Source organism: Nakamurella lactea DSM 19367 (assembly GCF_000426645.1).
GTDB classification, from domain to species: domain Bacteria; phylum Actinomycetota; class Actinomycetes; order Mycobacteriales; family Nakamurellaceae; genus Nakamurella; species Nakamurella lactea.
Genome location: NZ_AUFT01000018.1, coordinates 16,485 through 32,737 on the forward strand (window position 1 = coordinate 16,485; position 16,253 = coordinate 32,737).

12 protein-coding genes and 1 tRNA gene are annotated in these 16,253 nt (G+C 69.9%); 6 read left to right on the forward strand and 7 right to left on the reverse strand.

Features of this window, described 5'->3' with window-relative positions; all coding sequences use genetic code 11:
* The first annotated feature begins 55 nt into the window (after positions 1–55).
* Positions 56–661, forward strand: coding sequence for a TetR/AcrR family transcriptional regulator (locus tag K340_RS30915; RefSeq protein WP_051266649.1), 606 nt, complete (start codon positions 56–58; stop codon positions 659–661).
* Here K340_RS30915 and K340_RS0116945 read toward each other — a convergent pair.
* The 4 genes from K340_RS0116945 to K340_RS0116960 form a co-directional block, all read right to left on the reverse strand.
* On the reverse strand, positions 651–1,868 hold the full coding sequence (locus K340_RS0116945; RefSeq protein ID WP_029137582.1) for a cytochrome P450: 1,218 nt from the start codon (positions 1,866–1,868) through the stop codon (positions 651–653). The two genes, K340_RS30915 and K340_RS0116945, sit on opposite strands and share 11 nt — an antisense overlap.
* Before the next feature lie 40 nt (positions 1,869–1,908).
* Positions 1,909–1,981 (reverse strand) — tRNA-Thr (locus K340_RS0116950).
* Between the two features lie 48 nt (positions 1,982–2,029).
* Positions 2,030–3,982, reverse strand: a complete 1,953-nt coding sequence (locus tag K340_RS30920) for a VanW family protein (protein WP_051266651.1) — start codon at positions 3,980–3,982, stop codon at positions 2,030–2,032.
* 148 nt (positions 3,983–4,130) lie between these two features.
* Positions 4,131–4,694 carry a helix-turn-helix domain-containing protein gene (locus tag K340_RS0116960; RefSeq protein ID WP_029137583.1) on the reverse strand — a complete coding sequence of 188 codons (564 nt, stop codon included), beginning with the start codon at positions 4,692–4,694 and terminating at the stop codon, positions 4,131–4,133.
* 190 nt (positions 4,695–4,884) lie between these two features.
* Between K340_RS0116960 and K340_RS0116965 the strand changes: the two genes are divergently transcribed.
* The 3 genes from K340_RS0116965 (at position 4,885) to proS (ending at position 9,378) form a co-directional block, all read left to right on the forward strand.
* Positions 4,885–5,457: a peptide deformylase gene (locus K340_RS0116965; RefSeq protein ID WP_029137584.1), complete on the forward strand. Its 573-nt coding sequence runs from the start codon at positions 4,885–4,887 to the stop codon at positions 5,455–5,457.
* Positions 5,458–5,489: 32 nt separating this feature from the next.
* The gene (locus tag K340_RS35300; protein WP_211229501.1) at positions 5,490–7,799 is read left to right on the forward strand and encodes a bifunctional alpha,alpha-trehalose-phosphate synthase (UDP-forming)/trehalose-phosphatase; all 2,310 of its coding nucleotides are present in this window, start codon (positions 5,490–5,492) and stop codon (positions 7,797–7,799) included.
* A gap of 142 nt (positions 7,800–7,941) precedes the next feature.
* On the forward strand, positions 7,942–9,378 hold the full coding sequence (gene proS / locus K340_RS0116975; protein WP_211229502.1) for a proline--tRNA ligase: 1,437 nt from the start codon (positions 7,942–7,944) through the stop codon (positions 9,376–9,378).
* 86 nt (positions 9,379–9,464) lie between these two features.
* Here proS and K340_RS0116985 read toward each other — a convergent pair whose 3' ends face one another.
* The gene (locus K340_RS0116985) at positions 9,465–10,541 is read right to left on the reverse strand and encodes a LacI family DNA-binding transcriptional regulator (protein ID WP_029137586.1); all 1,077 of its coding nucleotides are present in this window, start codon (positions 10,539–10,541) and stop codon (positions 9,465–9,467) included.
* A 78-nt stretch (positions 10,542–10,619) separates the two neighbouring features.
* Entirely contained in the window at positions 10,620–12,185 is a 1,566-nt protein-coding gene (locus K340_RS30930; protein ID WP_084614577.1) for a protealysin inhibitor emfourin, read from the reverse strand.
* Positions 12,186–12,472: 287 nt separating this feature from the next.
* Here K340_RS30930 and K340_RS30935 point away from each other — a divergent pair, with 287 nt between their 5' ends.
* Positions 12,473–13,627 (forward strand): ABC transporter ATP-binding protein, encoded by a 1,155-nt coding sequence (locus K340_RS30935; RefSeq protein WP_051266653.1) that lies wholly within the window; start codon positions 12,473–12,475, stop codon positions 13,625–13,627.
* A gap of 105 nt (positions 13,628–13,732) precedes the next feature.
* Here the strand turns inward: K340_RS30935 and K340_RS0117000 are convergent, their stop codons facing one another.
* Positions 13,733–15,142: a serine hydrolase domain-containing protein gene (locus K340_RS0117000; protein ID WP_051266655.1), complete on the reverse strand. Its 1,410-nt coding sequence runs from the start codon at positions 15,140–15,142 to the stop codon at positions 13,733–13,735.
* Positions 15,143–15,302: 160 nt separating this feature from the next.
* Here K340_RS0117000 and K340_RS0117005 point away from each other — a divergent pair, with 160 nt between their 5' ends.
* Positions 15,303–16,247, forward strand: coding sequence for a metal ABC transporter solute-binding protein, Zn/Mn family (locus K340_RS0117005; RefSeq protein ID WP_029137588.1), 945 nt, complete (start codon positions 15,303–15,305; stop codon positions 16,245–16,247).
* The last annotated feature ends 6 nt before the right edge of the window (positions 16,248–16,253 follow it).

Here is a 16,253-nt window from a genome sequence, read left to right on the forward strand (position 1 = left end):
GCCCTCACCGTTGTCAAGAACGATCATTCGCTTTTTCGTCGGCTACAGTCGGGTCGTGCCGAAGGTCACCGACGAACACCGCGAACAACGCCGCGAGCAGATCCTGTCCGCCGCCTGGGACCTGTTCGCCGGGAACGGCTTCCACAACACCTCGATGGCGCAGATCATCGCCGCCAGCGATCTGTCCGCCGGCGCGGTCTATCTGTACTTCCGGTCCAAGGAGGACCTGATCGTGGCGACCGCCGAGAAGGCGCTCGGCGCCGCCCATGGCGCCGCTGGTGAACTGCTGGCCGCCAACCGGCCGGTCTCCCCCGGCGAGGCGATGCGGCTGATGCTCGGCCGGATCGAGCAACTGCACCGGAGCGCCGGTGGCGCCTTCTTCCCGGTGGCGATCCAGGCCTGGGCCGAGGCCGTGCGTAGCCCGGTGATCTCCGCGACGGCGCGGCGGTTCTTCGCAGCCCTGCTGGGTGATTGGGGCGAGCTGCTGCGGCGCTGGCAGGACAGCGGACACCCACTGGCCGGTCGTCCCGACGACCTGGCCCGGATGGTGATCGCCACCATCCAGGGCTACCTGATCCAGCGGGTCTCGTTCGGTGCGGAGCACGACGAGCGGTTCCTGGAGGTGCTGGCCGACCGGATCACCGGCATGGTCACGGCCTGACGACAGGCGCCAACAACAGTGAGTGGAAGCCCCTGAGCACGAACGTCTCTCGCTGGTCCGCCCGGTCGACCTGCAGACGACCGAAGCGCTTGAGCAGCGCCCGCACGCTGATCTGCATCTCCAGCCTTGCCAACGGAGCCCCGATGCAGAAATGAATGCCGGCGCCGAAAGCGATGTGCCGGTTGGGATCTCGAGTCGGGTCGAAGGTATCGGCGGCATCGAAAACCGCGGGATCCCGGTTCGCGGCGCCGAGCAGCGCGGCGATCTTCGCGCCCTCGGGCACCGTCATCCCGGCAATCTCGACATCCGCGGACGCCGTCCTTTCGAACAGGTGCAGTGGTGAGTCGAACCGCAGCATCTCCTCCACCAGCGACTCGATCAGCGCGTCGTCATCCACGTTGTCGAGCACCCGGTCCAGCGCCGGCGAGTGATCGAGCAGAGCGGCCAGCCCGTTGCCGAACCCGTTGACGCTGGCCTCGTGTCCGGCGTTGAGCAACAGCACGGCGGTGGCGATCAGCTCGGTCGGTGACAGCCGGTCGGAGCCGTCCCGCGCCTGCACCAGCGCGGTGAGCAGGTCCTCGCCCGGGTGCGCTGCCCGATGGCCGGCCAGCTCCTCGACGTAGCCGGCGAAGTCCCGGGCGGCGATCTGCGCGGCGAGCAGCTGCTCGGCGCTCGGTCCCGGTTCGTACATCTTCACGATCGCCTGCGACCAGTCGCGCAGCAGCACCCGGTCGGCGGTCGGTGCGCCGAGCAACTCAGCGATCACCAGCACCGGCAGCGGCTCGGCATAGTCGGCGATCGCGTCGAAGGTTCCGCCGTCCGCCAGTTTCGCCGCACACTCGTCCAGCAGCCCAGCGGTGAGCTCGACGATCCGCGGCGCCATCCGCTGGATGTGCCCGCGGGTGAACGCGCTGGAGACCAACCGGCGCAGCCGGGTGTGCTTGGGCGGCTCGGAGTCGAGGATCGAGTCGGCATGCAACCAGTTGAAGACGTCCCACTCGGCTCCGGGCTTCGGGGTGAAGATCCGGCCCAGCTTCCGGTCACGCAGCACCGCGAAGGCGGCGGCGTGCGTACTGGTGACGTAGGTGCCCAGCCCGCTGTGCCAGGCGACCGGCGCCACCGCACGCAGCGCGGCGTAGTGCGGGTACGGGTCGGCGACCACAGCTGGGTCGAACAGATCGAGGAATTCGGCGGCGTCTACGGTCACGCCTGCACCGTATCCCGCGTTGCCGGGCGCCCTCAGGGAGAGCCACCACGGGGACTCGAACCCCGAACCTTTGCTTTACAAGAGCACTGCGCTACCGATTGCGCCATGGTGGCCTGGCCGGCGAGCCGGCCCGAACAAGAATAACCGCCGGGATGACGCCGTCAGTTCTGCGGCGGCGGCGCCGGCAGGGACGGACCCGGGACCTTCGTCACCGGCGGGGGCGTCTGGCCGGGTGGCTGGGTCTGCGCCGGCGGCTTCGTCGCCGGCGGTGCCGTAGCCGGAGGCGTCGTGGCAGGCGGCGCGGTGGTGGGCGGCGGAGCCGGCGCCGGCTCGCAGATCACCTGGTACTGCCCGTTGTAGACGGTCGTCTTGGTCTCCCGCTTGATCTCCTTGCCGGCCAGGTCGCGGATGATCCTGGTGACATCGACGGAGAATCCGGAGCTGCCGTCCGACGGGTTGCAGCTCTGGCCGTACGGAACCGTGGTCTGCGGCGGGTTGGTGAAGTTGTACCGCTCGCCGGTCTGCGACTCGACCTCGACCTGCTTGGTCCCCCACAACCGCACGGTGATGTCGTTCTCCGTCCAGATCGTCTGGACCAGCACGCCGGTCGGATAGTCGTTGGCCCACACCATGTCGATCACGTCGTCGAAGATGGTGGCCTCCCGACCCTCCGGGTAGCGGGAGATGTAGTACGAGTGCGCCTTGTGCTCGACGTCGCGCATGCCGGCGAAGAACGCCGCGTTGTACAGGGTGGTGGACAGCTGGCTCACTCCACCACCCAACGCCTTGTCGGCCTTTCCGTTTTGGATGATGCCGGACTCGATGTAGCCGTGCGCGGCGTCCCGCGGCTTGGTCGCGTCGTTGAGGGAGAAGGTGCCGCCGGGCTGGACGACCACACCGTTGATCTTCGCCGCGGCGGTCTTGATGTTCTGCCCGGAGGCCCAGACGAAGTTGCCGGTGGTGAACTCGCCGATCACCTCCTTGATCCCGAGCGCCTTCGCCCGTGCGGTGGTGAAGTCCGGATCGCTGGTGGTGTAGGCGATCTGCCAGGTCCGGCCGTCCTTCTGGGCCAGCACTGCCGTCAGCGCCCGCTCGCTGGCCGGCCAGTCGACCTTCCGGCCGGTGATCGCCTCGGTGAGCTGCGGCTTCCCGTCGACCAGCGCGATCACCGCATCCTTCGGCTCGGTCTGGGTGGCCTCGACGGCATCGGTCACCGGTACCCGCAGCCGAGCGACGTCGACCGTCACCGAGAATCCGTCCTCGGCATCCGGCTTGATCGACATGGCGGCGGCGATCTGCGCGACGGACAGCTTCGCGTCGGTGCCGGCGGCGTCGACGGCCACGGGTGCGGACAGCATCGTCCCGGCCTTCTGCTTCGCCGCGGCGACGCCGGCCGCGGACGCCCGCACCGGTTGCTCGGTGACCGGTAGCGCCAGCTCGGTCACCGCGTCCGGCCCGCCATCGGCCCAGGCCACCGCGACCGCGGTGGCCGCGGCGTCCACCTCGAGATGCAGGCCGGTGACCGGAGCGACCACCGCGATCTTTGTCCCCTTCTTGCTGACCGATCCCTCGACCGCAGCAATATCGGTAGAGGTGGCGACCGACGACAGCCACTGCGTCAGCGCGGAGCGATCGACCGCGGTGGCCAACGGGATCTGCTCGGACCGGAAGAACGACGTCAGCCGGGCGATCGGCGACGCCGAGCTGGTGCCGGCCGCCGCCACCGCCGCATCGAGGTCGGCGGTCAGTCCGGCCTCGGCGGGCGAGACCGTCACCGCCGTGCCGTGCACCGTCATCGCCACCGGTGCCGCGAACCGCGACCCGAGCTGCTCATCGAGCTTCTTCCGGGCCTGCTCCGGCGTCAGCCCGCCGACGTCGACCCCGGCGATCTCGGTGCCTCGCTCGATCTCCCCCCTGGTCACGCCGAGGTCGATCAGATAGCCGATCAGCAGCACCGCGAAGACCCCGGCCGCCGCCAGGGCGGAGATCAGTCCCTTCCGGCGACCGGACCGGCCCCCGTCGGCACCGGGCCGGTCGGCGGCACCCGATGCGGGCGCGGTTTCACCCGGCGGTACGGCAGCGGGGTCGGAGAAATAGCGGTCGTCGGAAGCCACGCATCATCCTTCGTCGGTCGGTTCGGCAGCGGGTGTCCTGCCCGGATCGGCTGGCGAACAACCATGATCCCAGATCAACGCCGTCGACGAGGGCCACTTGCGGCGACCGGCCGGTGTACGGCCGGTCACCGGCGCCCGAAACGTGCGGTCAGGCCGTGGTAGCCCGGTAGATGACGCCGTCCGGCGCCGGGGCCTGGTGCGGCAGTCCCACCGGCGCCGGCTCGCCCGCGCCGGCCAGATCGATGAGCCGGTCACGGCATTCCGCCACGGTCATCCCCATCAGGTTGGCCAGGGCCTTCAAGGCGCCCTCGCCCAGGGTCTCGGTGAGACCCGCACCGCCGTCCGGGTGACGGATGGAGAACCACCGTCGCACCGGGGCGAGCGCGCTGTCCGAGGTGGCGAGCACATCGGCCACCCGCACCGAGATCGTGCTCCGGCCGCGCAACGCGGCCGCCGGCACGATCGTTCGCTCGGCTCCGGCGATCAGTTTGCCGCAGTCCTCACCGAGTGCCCGGGCGAGCACCCAGAACACGTCGACCCGGAGCGATCGATGCCCCGTTTCGTAGTTCGCCAGTGCGGCTTTGGACACCAGCCCGCCGGTGCGTGCGGCGACCTGGGCCTGCGTCAGACCCTGACGGCGGCGCGATTCGCGGAGTTGACTGCACAGCGCGGCGGCGAATCCCGCCTGCTGATCTACGTCCAGAGGCTGCATGAGGTGACCTTCGAGTCCGGACATACTGTTCGTTTCGGTGTTGCGGTAGCCATGACGCTACACCATACAGGTGACAGGACGGAATCCCCGACTACAGTATGTAACGAGAATGATGTCCCGTTGAGATCCACCGGCGCCCGGCAGGATCCCGCACGCACCGCCGCCGGGGGCGCGACCTACCCTTTCCCGCATGACCATCCGACCCATCGTCATCTGCGGCGAGCCGGTGCTGCACCGACCGACCGAGCCGGTCACCGTGTTCGACGAGGAACTCCGGCAGTTCGTCGACGACCTTTTCGAGACCAATACCGCGGCCCACGGGGCCGGATTGGCCGCCAACCAGGTTGGCGACGGCCGGCGGGTATTCATCTACGACTGCCCGGATGACGAGGGCGTCCGACAGGTCGGGTACGTCGTCAACCCCGTGCTGGAGACCTCGGAAATCCCCGAGACCATGCCGGATCCGGACGACGACTTCGAGGGTTGCCTGTCCGTTCCGGGCGAGAACTTCCCGACCGGACGGGCCCACTGGGCGAAGGTGACCGGCGTCGATGTCGACAACAACAAGGTCGAGGTCGAAGGCACCGGGTTCTTCGCCAGGTGCCTGCAACACGAGACGGACCATCTCGACGGTTTCCTGTACCTGGACCGGCTGGTCGGCCGGAATGCCAGGGCCGCCAAGAAGATGGTGAAGGAGAACGGCTGGGGAGTACCCGGCAACAGTTGGATGCCGGGTAGGGATCCCGATCCGTTCGGGCACTGATCGCCGGTGCCGCGGGTGGCTAGGGTTGGGGCGTGAAGCCCCATGATGCAGCTGCAGGCACGGAGACCGAGCACCATCGGCCGCGGATCCACCCCATCGATTCCACCGCGTCGCCGTCCAGCGGTGACCGCGCCGACATGGTGGTGGTGGCCAACCGGCTGCCGTTCGACCTGAAGAAGCAGCCGGACGGCAGCACCATCGCCCGGCAGGCACCCGGCGGTCTGGTGACCGCGCTGGCTCCGATCCTGTCCCGGCGCGAGGGCGCCTGGATCGGCTGGGCCGGCGACGCCGACGTCGAGCTCGACCCGACCACCACCGACGGTCTCACCCTGCACCCGCTGCCGCTGTCCGCGGACGAGATCAGCGCCTACTACGAGGGTTTCTCCAACGGCACGCTGTGGCCGCTGTACCACGACGCGATCGCCGATCCGGAATACCATCGGCACTGGTGGGACGCCTACCGGCGGGTGAACCGCCGGTTCGCCGAGAAGTCCGCCGAAGTGGCCGCCGACGGTGCCGTGGTGTGGATCCACGACTACCAGTTGCTGCTGGTCCCGGCCATGCTCCGCGAACTGCGGCCCGATGTGCGAATCGGGTTCTTCCAACACATCCCGTTCCCGCCGGTCGAGCTGTACATGCGACTGCCGTGGCGCAAGGAGATCATCGCCGGCATGCTCGGCGCCGACCTGATCGGCTTCCAGGTCTCGGGTGCGGTCCGGAACTTCGCCCGGCTGGCCAGAACACTGGTCGGCGCCGACGTCTCGGGCTCGTCGCTCAGTTACGCCGACCGCAACATCCGCGTCGGCGCCTTCCCGATCTCGATCGACGCCAAGGCCCAGTCCGAACTCGCCGTGCGGCCCGAGGTCACCGAGGCAGCCGCGAAGCTGCGGTCGGATCTCGGGAACCCGCGAAAGCTCATCCTGGGCGTCGACCGGCTCGATTACACCAAGGGCATCAACGTCCGGCTGCGGGCCTTCGGCGAATTGCTGGCCGAGCGCGACCCGGCGGTGGACGGCGCGACGATGATCCAGATCGCCACCCCGTCCCGGGAGCGGCTGGGTTCCTACGTCCGGACCAGGGAGAACATCGAACGGCAGGTCGGCGCGATCAACGGCGACTACGGGCGGATCGGCCACCCGGCCGTTTCCTACCTGCACCAGTCGTTCCCCCGGGACGAGCTGGCGGCGTTCTACGTCGCTGCCGACGTGATGGCGGTGACCCCACTGCGGGACGGGATGAACCTGGTCGCCAAGGAGTACATCGCCTGCCGCACGGACGGCGACGGCGTCCTGCTGCTCAGCGAGTTCACCGGCGCCGCCGGCGAACTGCGCCAGTCGCTGCTGGTGAACCCCTACGACACCAACGGCGTCAAGGAGACCCTGCGCACCGCACTGCAGATGCCCCACCAGGAGCAGAAGAAGCGGATGCGCTTTCTGCGCCGACAGGTGCGCACGCACGATGTCGACGCCTGGGCCAAGACCTTCCTTTCCACCCTTGAGGACACCAAGGATCCGGTCGCGGCTGCGCTCAAGCGGCTGCCGGCCGAGGTGAAGTCGGCGGTCCGCAGCCTGGCCGACGAGCAATATCTGTTGGTGGGCACGGACTTCGACGGGGTGCTCTCCCCGCTGGTCGAGGATCCGGCCGCGGCCAGACCGCTGCCGGCCGCGATCGACGCGCTGCGCACCCTCGCGGTGCTGCCCAACACCTCGGTGGCGGTGATCTCCGGCCGATCGCTGGATCAGTTGCGGCTGCTGGTCGGTGACGCCGGCCCGGTGCACCTGGTCGGCTCGCACGGCGCCGAGGACGCCGGGATCTCCGGACTGGTGCACCACGCCGCGCACACCGGACCGACCCCGACGACGCTGACGGACGACGAACAGCACCTCAAGGACCGGCTCGACCGGGCGGTCGCCGACCTGGCCGAGAAATACCCGACGATCCGGCTCGAGCACAAGCCCACCGGCATCGCCGTGCACCTGCGGGGTACCACGCCCGAGGTGGAAACCGCTGTCGCCCAGGAGATCACCCGCGGCATGGCCGAATGGGACGGGGTTCGCGTGCTCCCCGGCAAGAAGGTGCTCGAGCTGTCGGTGGTGACGGCCGACAAGGGGCGGGCACTGGCCGGGCTGCGCAGCGCGCTGGGCGGTCCACGGACCATCTTCCTGGGCGACGACGTCACCGACGAGCACGCCTTCGGGGTACTGCAGCCCGGTGATGTCGGGGTCAAGGTCGGCCCCGGCGAGACCGCGGCGAAACTGCGGATCAGCGATCCGCGGCAGGTGGCGGACCTGCTGACGGCATTGGCCGCCGCCCGGCAGACGCACAAGTTCCCACTGCAGTAACTCTTGGTTCGCCGGGCCGCGCTCGACTGCGGTCACCGCCCCCGCTCCTTCGTCGCCGGGTCGGTGTCCTCGCTTCGCTGTGCCGGCGAACGGGTGGGGTAGCGCGGTTGTCTCGGCCTGGTGGCGTCATACCATGGCGCGCATGCCGAAGACCTCAGTCCTGACGCCGCGCGTAGACGATTTCCCCCGCTGGTACGCCGATCTGATCAACAAGGCCGAACTCGCCGACAACGGTCCGGTCCGCGGAACCATGGTGATCAGACCGTACGGATACGCGATCTGGGAGCGGATGCAGGCGGCGATGGACCGGCGGATCAAGGCTGCCGGCGGCCAGAACGCCTATTTTCCACTGTTCATCCCGGAGTCGTACCTGCGCCGGGAGGCCGAGCACGTCGAGGGCTTCTCCCCCGAACTCGCGGTGGTGACCCACGCCGGCGGCAAACAGTTGGAGGAACCGGTCGTCGTCCGGCCGACCAGCGAGACGGTGATCGGCGAGTACCTGGCCAAGTGGATCTCCTCCTACCGGGACCTGCCGTTGCTGCTGAACCAGTGGGCGAATGTGGTCCGCTGGGAGCTGCGGCCGCGGATCTTCCTGCGCACCAGCGAGTTCCTCTGGCAGGAGGGTCACACCGCGCACGCCTCGGCCACCGACGCCGCCGGGTACGCCCGGCGCATCCTGCACGAGGTCTACGCCGACTTCATGCGCACCGAACTCGCCATGCCGGTGGTGGCGGGCCGCAAGACCCGCCGGGAACGGTTCGCCGGCGCCGTCAACACCATGACCCTCGAGGCGATGATGGGCGACGGCAAGGCGCTGCAGATGGGCACCAGCCACGAGCTCGGGCAGAACTTCGCCAAGGCGTTCGACATCGGCTTCGCCGATGCGACCCAGCAGCGGCAGCTCGCCTGGACCACCTCCTGGGGTACCTCGACCCGAATGCTCGGCGGGCTGATCATGTGCCACGGCGACGACGCCGGCCTACGGGTGCCCCCGAAACTTGCGGCCGTGCAGGCCGTGGTGACGGTGGTCAAGGCCGGTGGACCCGGCGACCCGGTGAACGTGGAAGCCGTTGCTGCGCAGCTGGTCTCCGATCTCACCAACGCCGGCATCCGGACCAGGCTGGACGACCGGGTGGACACCCCGTTCGGTCGCCGGGCCGTCGACCACGAGCTCAAGGGAGTACCGATCCGGGTCGACGTCGGCCCGCGGGACCTGGCCGCCGGGACGGTCATGCTGGTCCGCCGGGTGCCGTCGACCAAGGAGTCGCTGCCGGTGGAATCCGTTGTCGGGGCGGCAGTCTCGGCGATCGAGCAGGACCATCAGGCGCTCTACGACCAGGCACTGCAGCACCGGGACGGCCGCACCGTCGACGTGCGGACGGTCGACGAGGCCGCGCAGGCGGCCGGCAGCGGCTGGGCCAGGATCCCGTGGCGGCTGCTCGGCGACGAGGGCGAGGCGGCGATCGCCGGGCAGGGCGTGACCGTGCGGTGTCTGGTGCGGCCGGACGGTTCGCTGCCGGAGACCGACGATGTCGCGGTGGAGCCGGAGCTGCTGGCGATCCTCGCCCGCGCCTACTGATCAAGATGACCATTGCCCGCACGGAACTGCCGGTCGTGGACGTGGTCGTGCACCAGGACCGCCGGTCACAGCACGGTCATCGGTGATCAGACCCGGGGCGGGCCGGCGGTCGAGCCCGGGACGAACGTGGTCGGCAGCATCACCCGGCGCGGCTGCTCGTGCTGGGCCGGGTTCAGCAGCAGCTTCGCGGCCTGCCGCCCCTTCTCGACCACCGGCTGGGCGACGGTGGTCAGCCCCGCGTCGACGGCCGTCTTGACCCCGTCGAATCCGGTCACCGACACGTCCTCAGGCACCCGCTGCCGCCGCCGGTGCAGTTCCTGCACGGCCCCGAGCGCGAGCACGTCCGAGGTGGCGACCACCGCGGTGACCCCCGGATCCAGCGCCAGCACCTCCGCCGTCGCCGAGGCGCCGGCCTCGACGGTGTGGTCGAACCGTTCCACCACCGGAATCCGGTCCCAGGCCACGCCGGCCGCCTCGAACCCGTCACGCAGGCCGGCCAACCGGTTCCGCTGCACGTGGTAGAGCGCGCCGGCCTGCTGTGCCAGGTCGACCGGGCCGTCGCGGCGGGTACGGCCGAGGCGCATGCAGATCACCCCGATCCTGCGGTGGCCCAACTCGACCAGGTGCCCGGCCAACTCGCGGATCGCTCCGCGGTCGTCGATCCCGACCAGGTCCACCGTGTCCAGTGCCGGCTGGTCGCAGATCACGGTCGGTACCGGCCGGCCGAGCATCGCCGTCAGGTGTGGGTCGTCCTCGGCGGTGGAGTAGGCGACGAATCCGTCGACCGCGGCGCTCGACACGCTCATCACGTCCTCGACCCCGGGGCTGCCCGGGATCAGCAGCAGCCCGATCCTGGCCTGGTCACACTCCAGGGTGAGGCCTTCGAGAAAGGCGATCGCCGCCGGGTCCCGGAACGCGTACGACAGTTGTTCGGTGAGCAGCAGCCCGACGGCACCGGCCTTGCGGGTGCGCAGCGAACGGGCCATCGGGTCCGGCCCGGCATAGCCGAGCCTGGCTGCGGCGTCCATCACCCGCTGCCGCAGCGCCGGGGACAACTGGTCGGGCCGGTTGTAGGCGTTGGAGACCGTGGTCCGCGACACGCCGAGCTCTTTCGCCAGCGACGCCAGCGTTGCTCCGTGGCCCCTCCCGAAACGACCTTCCATCCGAGCACCGTATCGGAGCAGGTTCCAGCGATCGGACTGGACCGGCCGGGACAGCGGCGCTGACCGGCGTCGGCGCCCTCAGGAACGGCGGAATGCCCGGTTCAGCAGGCCGAGGACGTCGCTCGGCAGGTCCTGTTCGGCCAGCGTGACGGACGCCGGTGCGGTAGTGCTCTCGGCACCGGACAGTTCCACCTGGTAGACGAACCGGTCGGGTTGCGGGCGGCCGGCGGGCAGCTGCTGCAACCGGCCCGACAACAGCGCCTGCCACTGGGTCGCGTCCTCGCGCGGCAGATCGGCGAGCCGCACGGTGTGCTCGACCGTGCGTCCGGCGAACCCGCCGGACCGGCGCACGGTGAGCCGGGCGTCGGCGGCGGGCGGGTGATGCCCGGTCGGTGACGGACCGGCCGCCGGGGTCGCCGCGGACCCGGTCGCCCGCCGCGTACCGCCGGGGGGCAGCACCCCGACCTGCTCCCAGCCGCTGCGCACCGCGGACTGCTGTTCGGAACCGGCACCGAACTGCGCGCCGGCCGCGTCGATCGTCAGCCCGGCGAAGGTGACGAAATCGCAGTCGGCCCTGATCGGGCCGCCGGTGAGCACCGCGTACCAGACCGCGCCGGCGCCGGACCACGCCTGGCCGCCGATGCCGGTGGCCGCCAGGTAGAACGCCCGGTTCGGGATGCCCGAGTTGATGTGTACGCCGCCGTTGTCGGCGGTGGTGTTCACATAGCCGGACATGGAGTCCGGCTGCGGATCCTTGCCGAGGACCGGATCGTCGTAGGCGGTGCCCGGCGCCTTCATCGAGCGCAGGGCGACGCCGTCGACGCCCGGCATCAGCAGGTCGGCGCCGATCAGCCAGTCGGCCTGATCGGCGCTCTGGCCGAGCAGCCGCTGCTTGACCAGCACGCCGAACACGTCGGAAATGCTCTCGTTCAGCGCACCCGACTGGCCCTGGTACCGCAGGCCGGCGGTGTAGTCGGTGACGCCGTGGGTGAGTTCGTGACCGATCACATCGACGCTGGCGGTGAAGGCGCCGAACACCTTCCCGTCGCCGTCGCCGAACACCATCTGCGTGCCGTCCCAGTAGGCGTTGTCGTAGTCGTGCGAGTAGTGCACCGAGGCCAGCAGCGGCAATCCCTTGCCGTCCAACGAGTTCCGTCGGTACTCCTGGTAGTACAGGTCCCAGGTGGCACCGAGCCCGTCGAACGCCTGGTTCACCGCGGCGTCGGCGACCGCCGGGTCGCCCTCGCTGCGAACCGTCCGGCCGGGCAGCGTCTCGCCGTTATCCGCGTCGGCGATCGTCCGGTGCGGTACCGGGTCGCCGGACTCGGTGGCCGGCCCGGTGCCGGACGCGGTCCTTAACCCGGTGCCGGACTCGGAGCTGATGGACGCCTGACCCGCAGCAGCAGCCGGCCCGGCCGCGACCCCGGCCTGCGGGTTGAGCCGGTCCTGCCGGACCGCCGCGTCGCGCTCGAGCGTCCGCACCGCCCTGGCGGCCAGTGTCGGATCGTCACACATCGCCAGCGCGGCAAGGAGGTACGGCGGCACGATGCCGCAATGGGCGGGCCGGCTGCCGACCGACGCGTCCCCCCGGCCCCGACCGCCGCCGGCACGGGGACCGGGTAGCCCGCTGGAATACTCGATCATGATCCCAGTGTGCGCCGCGACACCGACGGTCCGGTCCGCGGCAGATCACGATCTGACCACATCCGCCCGAGCCGGGCAGCTACAGCCACCGCCCATCGACCCCGCGCCCATCGTTCCCCCGAACGGGTGAAACGTGGGCGCGCTTGGAAAGCGTTTTCCCGACGGTGCTTCCCAACCGGCACGTCGGTCGCTAGCCTCGCCAGGACAGGCATCGCCGAGCGTGCGGTGCGCCAGCTAGCAGTGTCGCCACCGTGCTGTGGCCGCCACCAGAACAGGAAGGACCCCAGATGGCAGAGGTCGTCTACGACGAGGCATCCCGCGTCTACCCGGGCAACCCGCCGGTACGCGCGGTCGACAAGCTCAGCCTGAACATCGTCGACGGCGAGTTCCTGGTGCTGGTCGGCCCGTCCGGCTCCGGCAAGTCCACCGCGCTGCGGATGCTGGCCGGCCTTGAGGACGTCAACGAAGGCCGCATCCTGATCGGCGGCCGGGACGTCACCAACGTGCCGCCGAAGAACCGCGACATCGCGATGGTGTTCCAGAGCTATGCGTTGTACCCGCACATGACCGTCGCCGAGAACATGGGCTTCGCGCTCAAGCTGCGCGGCGTCAACAAGTCCGAGATCGCCGCCAAGGTCAAGGAGGCCGCCGGCCTGCTGGACCTGGAGAAGTACCTGGACCGCAAGCCGAAGGCGCTCTCCGGCGGCCAGCGGCAGCGCGTCGCCATGGGCCGGGCCATCGTCCGCGAGCCCTCGGTGTTCCTGATGGACGAGCCGCTGTCCAACCTGGACGCCAAGCTGCGCGTCGAGACCCGGGCGAACATCGCCGAGCTGCAGGCCCGGCTCGGCACCACCACCGTCTACGTCACCCACGACCAGGTCGAGGCGATGACCATGGGTCACCGGGTCGCCGTGCTCAAGGACGGCATCCTGCAGCAGTGCGACACCCCGCGGACGCTGTACGACAAGCCGGCGAACGTCTTCGTCGCCGGCTTCATGGGCTCCCCCGCGATGAACCTGATGCAGCTGCCGCTGGCCGACGGTGGCGTGCAGCTCGGCGAGACCGTCGTCCCGCTGCCCCGCGACGTGCAGTCCGAGGCCGGCTCCGAGGGCCTGAAGGAGGTCACCTTCGGCGTCCGCCCGGAGAACCTGCTGCTGGGCAGCCAAGGCATCCCGGTGACCGTCGACCTGGTCGAGGAGCTCGGCGCCGACTCGTTCATCCACGGGCACGGCCCGAACGGCGAGCGCCTGGTGATCCGCACCGACGCCAGGGTGCAGCTGACCCAGGGCACCACCGTGCGGGCCACCGTTCAGGACGGCGACCACGTGCACGTGTTCAACCCGAACACCGGCGAGCGGCTGAAGTCGTCCGGCGCGGTGGCGGCTGACGCCGGACTGGCCGCAACGGACGTCGCCGGAGTCGCGTCACTCACCAAGGAGTAAGAGGTTCGCGGCCTGTACTGCGGTGATGACCGTGGAAATCAGACCGATCACCGCAGAAGGACCCGCGAACCTTGGGGTTCGCGGGTCCTTCTGCGGTTGATGCCGTCAGCCCAATCGCACGGTGAGCGTCTGCACCAGCGGGGGCGACTGCGGCGTCAGCTGGATCTCGCAACGCAGCGAGCCGCTGCTGCCGGGACTGGTCCAGACCAGATGCGCCGGTGAGTTGCAGAACGGTGAAGCCGACAGCAACGGCACCGGGTCCGTTGCTGCGATCCCAGCGGCCCGCACCAACTCTCCGATCGAGGCGGCCCGCCGCGACAGCGGCTCGTCCAGCTCGACATTGTCGGCGAACAGCGCGCCGGCCAGTTCCGGATCCCAGTGGCGCAGCAGGCGTTCAACGGTATCCCTGGCCGCGATCGTCTCCGGCCACAGCTCCGGCGCCCGCTCCGGCATCGCGGTTTCGTCGAGCATCAGCGTCAGTGCCGCACGGGCAGCGAGTTTGGTGCCGCAGTAGGTGGCATTCTCCATCGCCACGATCCCGATGCCGGACTCGGAGTGCCAGCGCAGGTGGGCGCCGAAGCCGGGGTATCCACCCGAGTGCGCCAGGACCGTGCCGTGCCGCGGCGATTCCTCCACCACCAGGCCGTACCCGTAACCATTGCCGTCGTCGTCGTCCTCCCCGATCGGGGTGTGCACGGTGCCCATTTCGCGGCGGGACGCCGCCGACAGCACCCGCTCGTCGGCCGGATCACCGAGCCAGCGGACCCAGTCGACCAGCGCCCGCGGGGTGGCGAACAGGCCGCCGATCGGCGAGAAGGCACCGGGCCCGGAGAACGGCTGCGCGACCCACTCGGCCGGCTCGGGGCCACCGCCGGTCCGGTGGTAGCCGACGGCGACCCCGTCGGCGGCAGGAACCCCTGCGTGGTACGCGATCTGATCCAGGCCGAGCGGTCGCAACAACTCGTCGGTGACGAAATCGACATAGGGACGGCCGGCCGCCACCGCGATCGCCCGGCCGACAAGCGCGAACCCCAGGTTCGAATACTCGTACCCGGTTCCCGGCCGACGGACGAACCGAAACCCGTTGCCCGCCAGCCGGTCGAAGTCGGCAATGCTCATCGACTCCTGCCGGTCCGCCCACGGGTCGTCGGTCGGCAATCCGCCGTTCATCGACAGCAACTGGCCAACGGTCGGTAGCCGGCCACCGGCCCCCTCGGGGCCGCCCAGCCGGACGAACTTGTCGATCGGATCGTCCAGCGAGAGCCGGCCCGCATCGCGCAGCAGCAAGGCCGCCGCGGCGGTGAAACTCTTGGTGCAGGAAGCGATCCGGAACGCGGTGTCCACCGAAGGTCGGCCGTCGGCGGGCACGCCCGTCAGCCCGTTGCCGAAGATCAGTCCCGACCGGTCGAAGACGGCGTAGGTGGACCAGGGCGAGCGCAGCTGATCGATCCGGGCGGAGAAGATCGCCTCGACACCGTCCTGGGTGCTGCCCAGTCGTTCCAGATGATGCCTCACCGTGCTCCTCGCCGCTGCCTCGCCGTGCCGGATTGCCCCGTCGTGCCGGGATCCACAGATCGCAGATCCTACGGGTGGGTGGCGATCCGGCTTTCGGCGACCGCTGGACGCTGCTACTGTGAATGGGAATGATTCCCATTTAGCCGTCAGGAGCCCCCCAGTGCGATTTGCGCCCCGTGCCGTCCCCGCCCTCGCCGCGACCGCTGCCGCCGCCGTGCTGGTCGCCGGCTGCGGTTCGTCCGGTGCCGCGGACCCGACCGCGAACGGAGCCGCTGCCGATCCGACGGGCGGGCCGGCCTCGATCTCGGTGGTCACCTCGACGAATGTGTACGCCTCGATCGCCACGACCATCGGCGGCGACGCGGTCCAGGTGTCGGCCATCCTGTCGGACCCGGCCGCCGACCCGCACTCGTTCGAGGTCTCGGCGCAGGACCAGGTGAAGATCGCCAAGGCCCAACTGGTGATTGCCAACGGCGGCGGATACGACGATTTCGCCCAGCAGATGGTCGATGCCGCCGATCCGCGGCCGCAGCTGCTCGACGCCGTCCAGATCTCCGGGTTGGACACCGGCGACTCCGACCATTTCAACGAGCACGTCTTCTACGACCTGGACGCGATGACGAAGCTGGGCAACGCCATTGCCGGCAAACTCGCCGAACTGGATCCGGCCGGCAAGGCCACCTTCGACAAGAACGCCGCCGACTTCACAAAGGTGCTGGCGGCCCTCAAGGACCGGGCCGCCGGCATCGGCGCGGCGCACCCGGGGGTCAAGGCCGTTGTCACCGAGCCGGTGGCCGACTACCTGCTGGCCTCGGCCGGCATCAGCGATGTCACGCCCGGGGACTTTGCCGAGGCGATCGAGCAGGAGAACGACCCGGCGCCCGGCGACATCGCCCAGGTCGACGCGCTGCTGGCCGGCGGGACGGTGAGCCTGGTGGTGTTCAACTCACAGACCGCCGGACCGGTCACCGAACGGCTGGAGACGAAAGCGCAGCAGACCGGCATCCCGGTACTGAAGGTGACCGAGACCCTGCCGGCCGGCGTCACCGATTACGCCGATTGGATCGGCGGCACCCTCGACGCGCTCAGCAAGGCCTTGGGATGACGACGC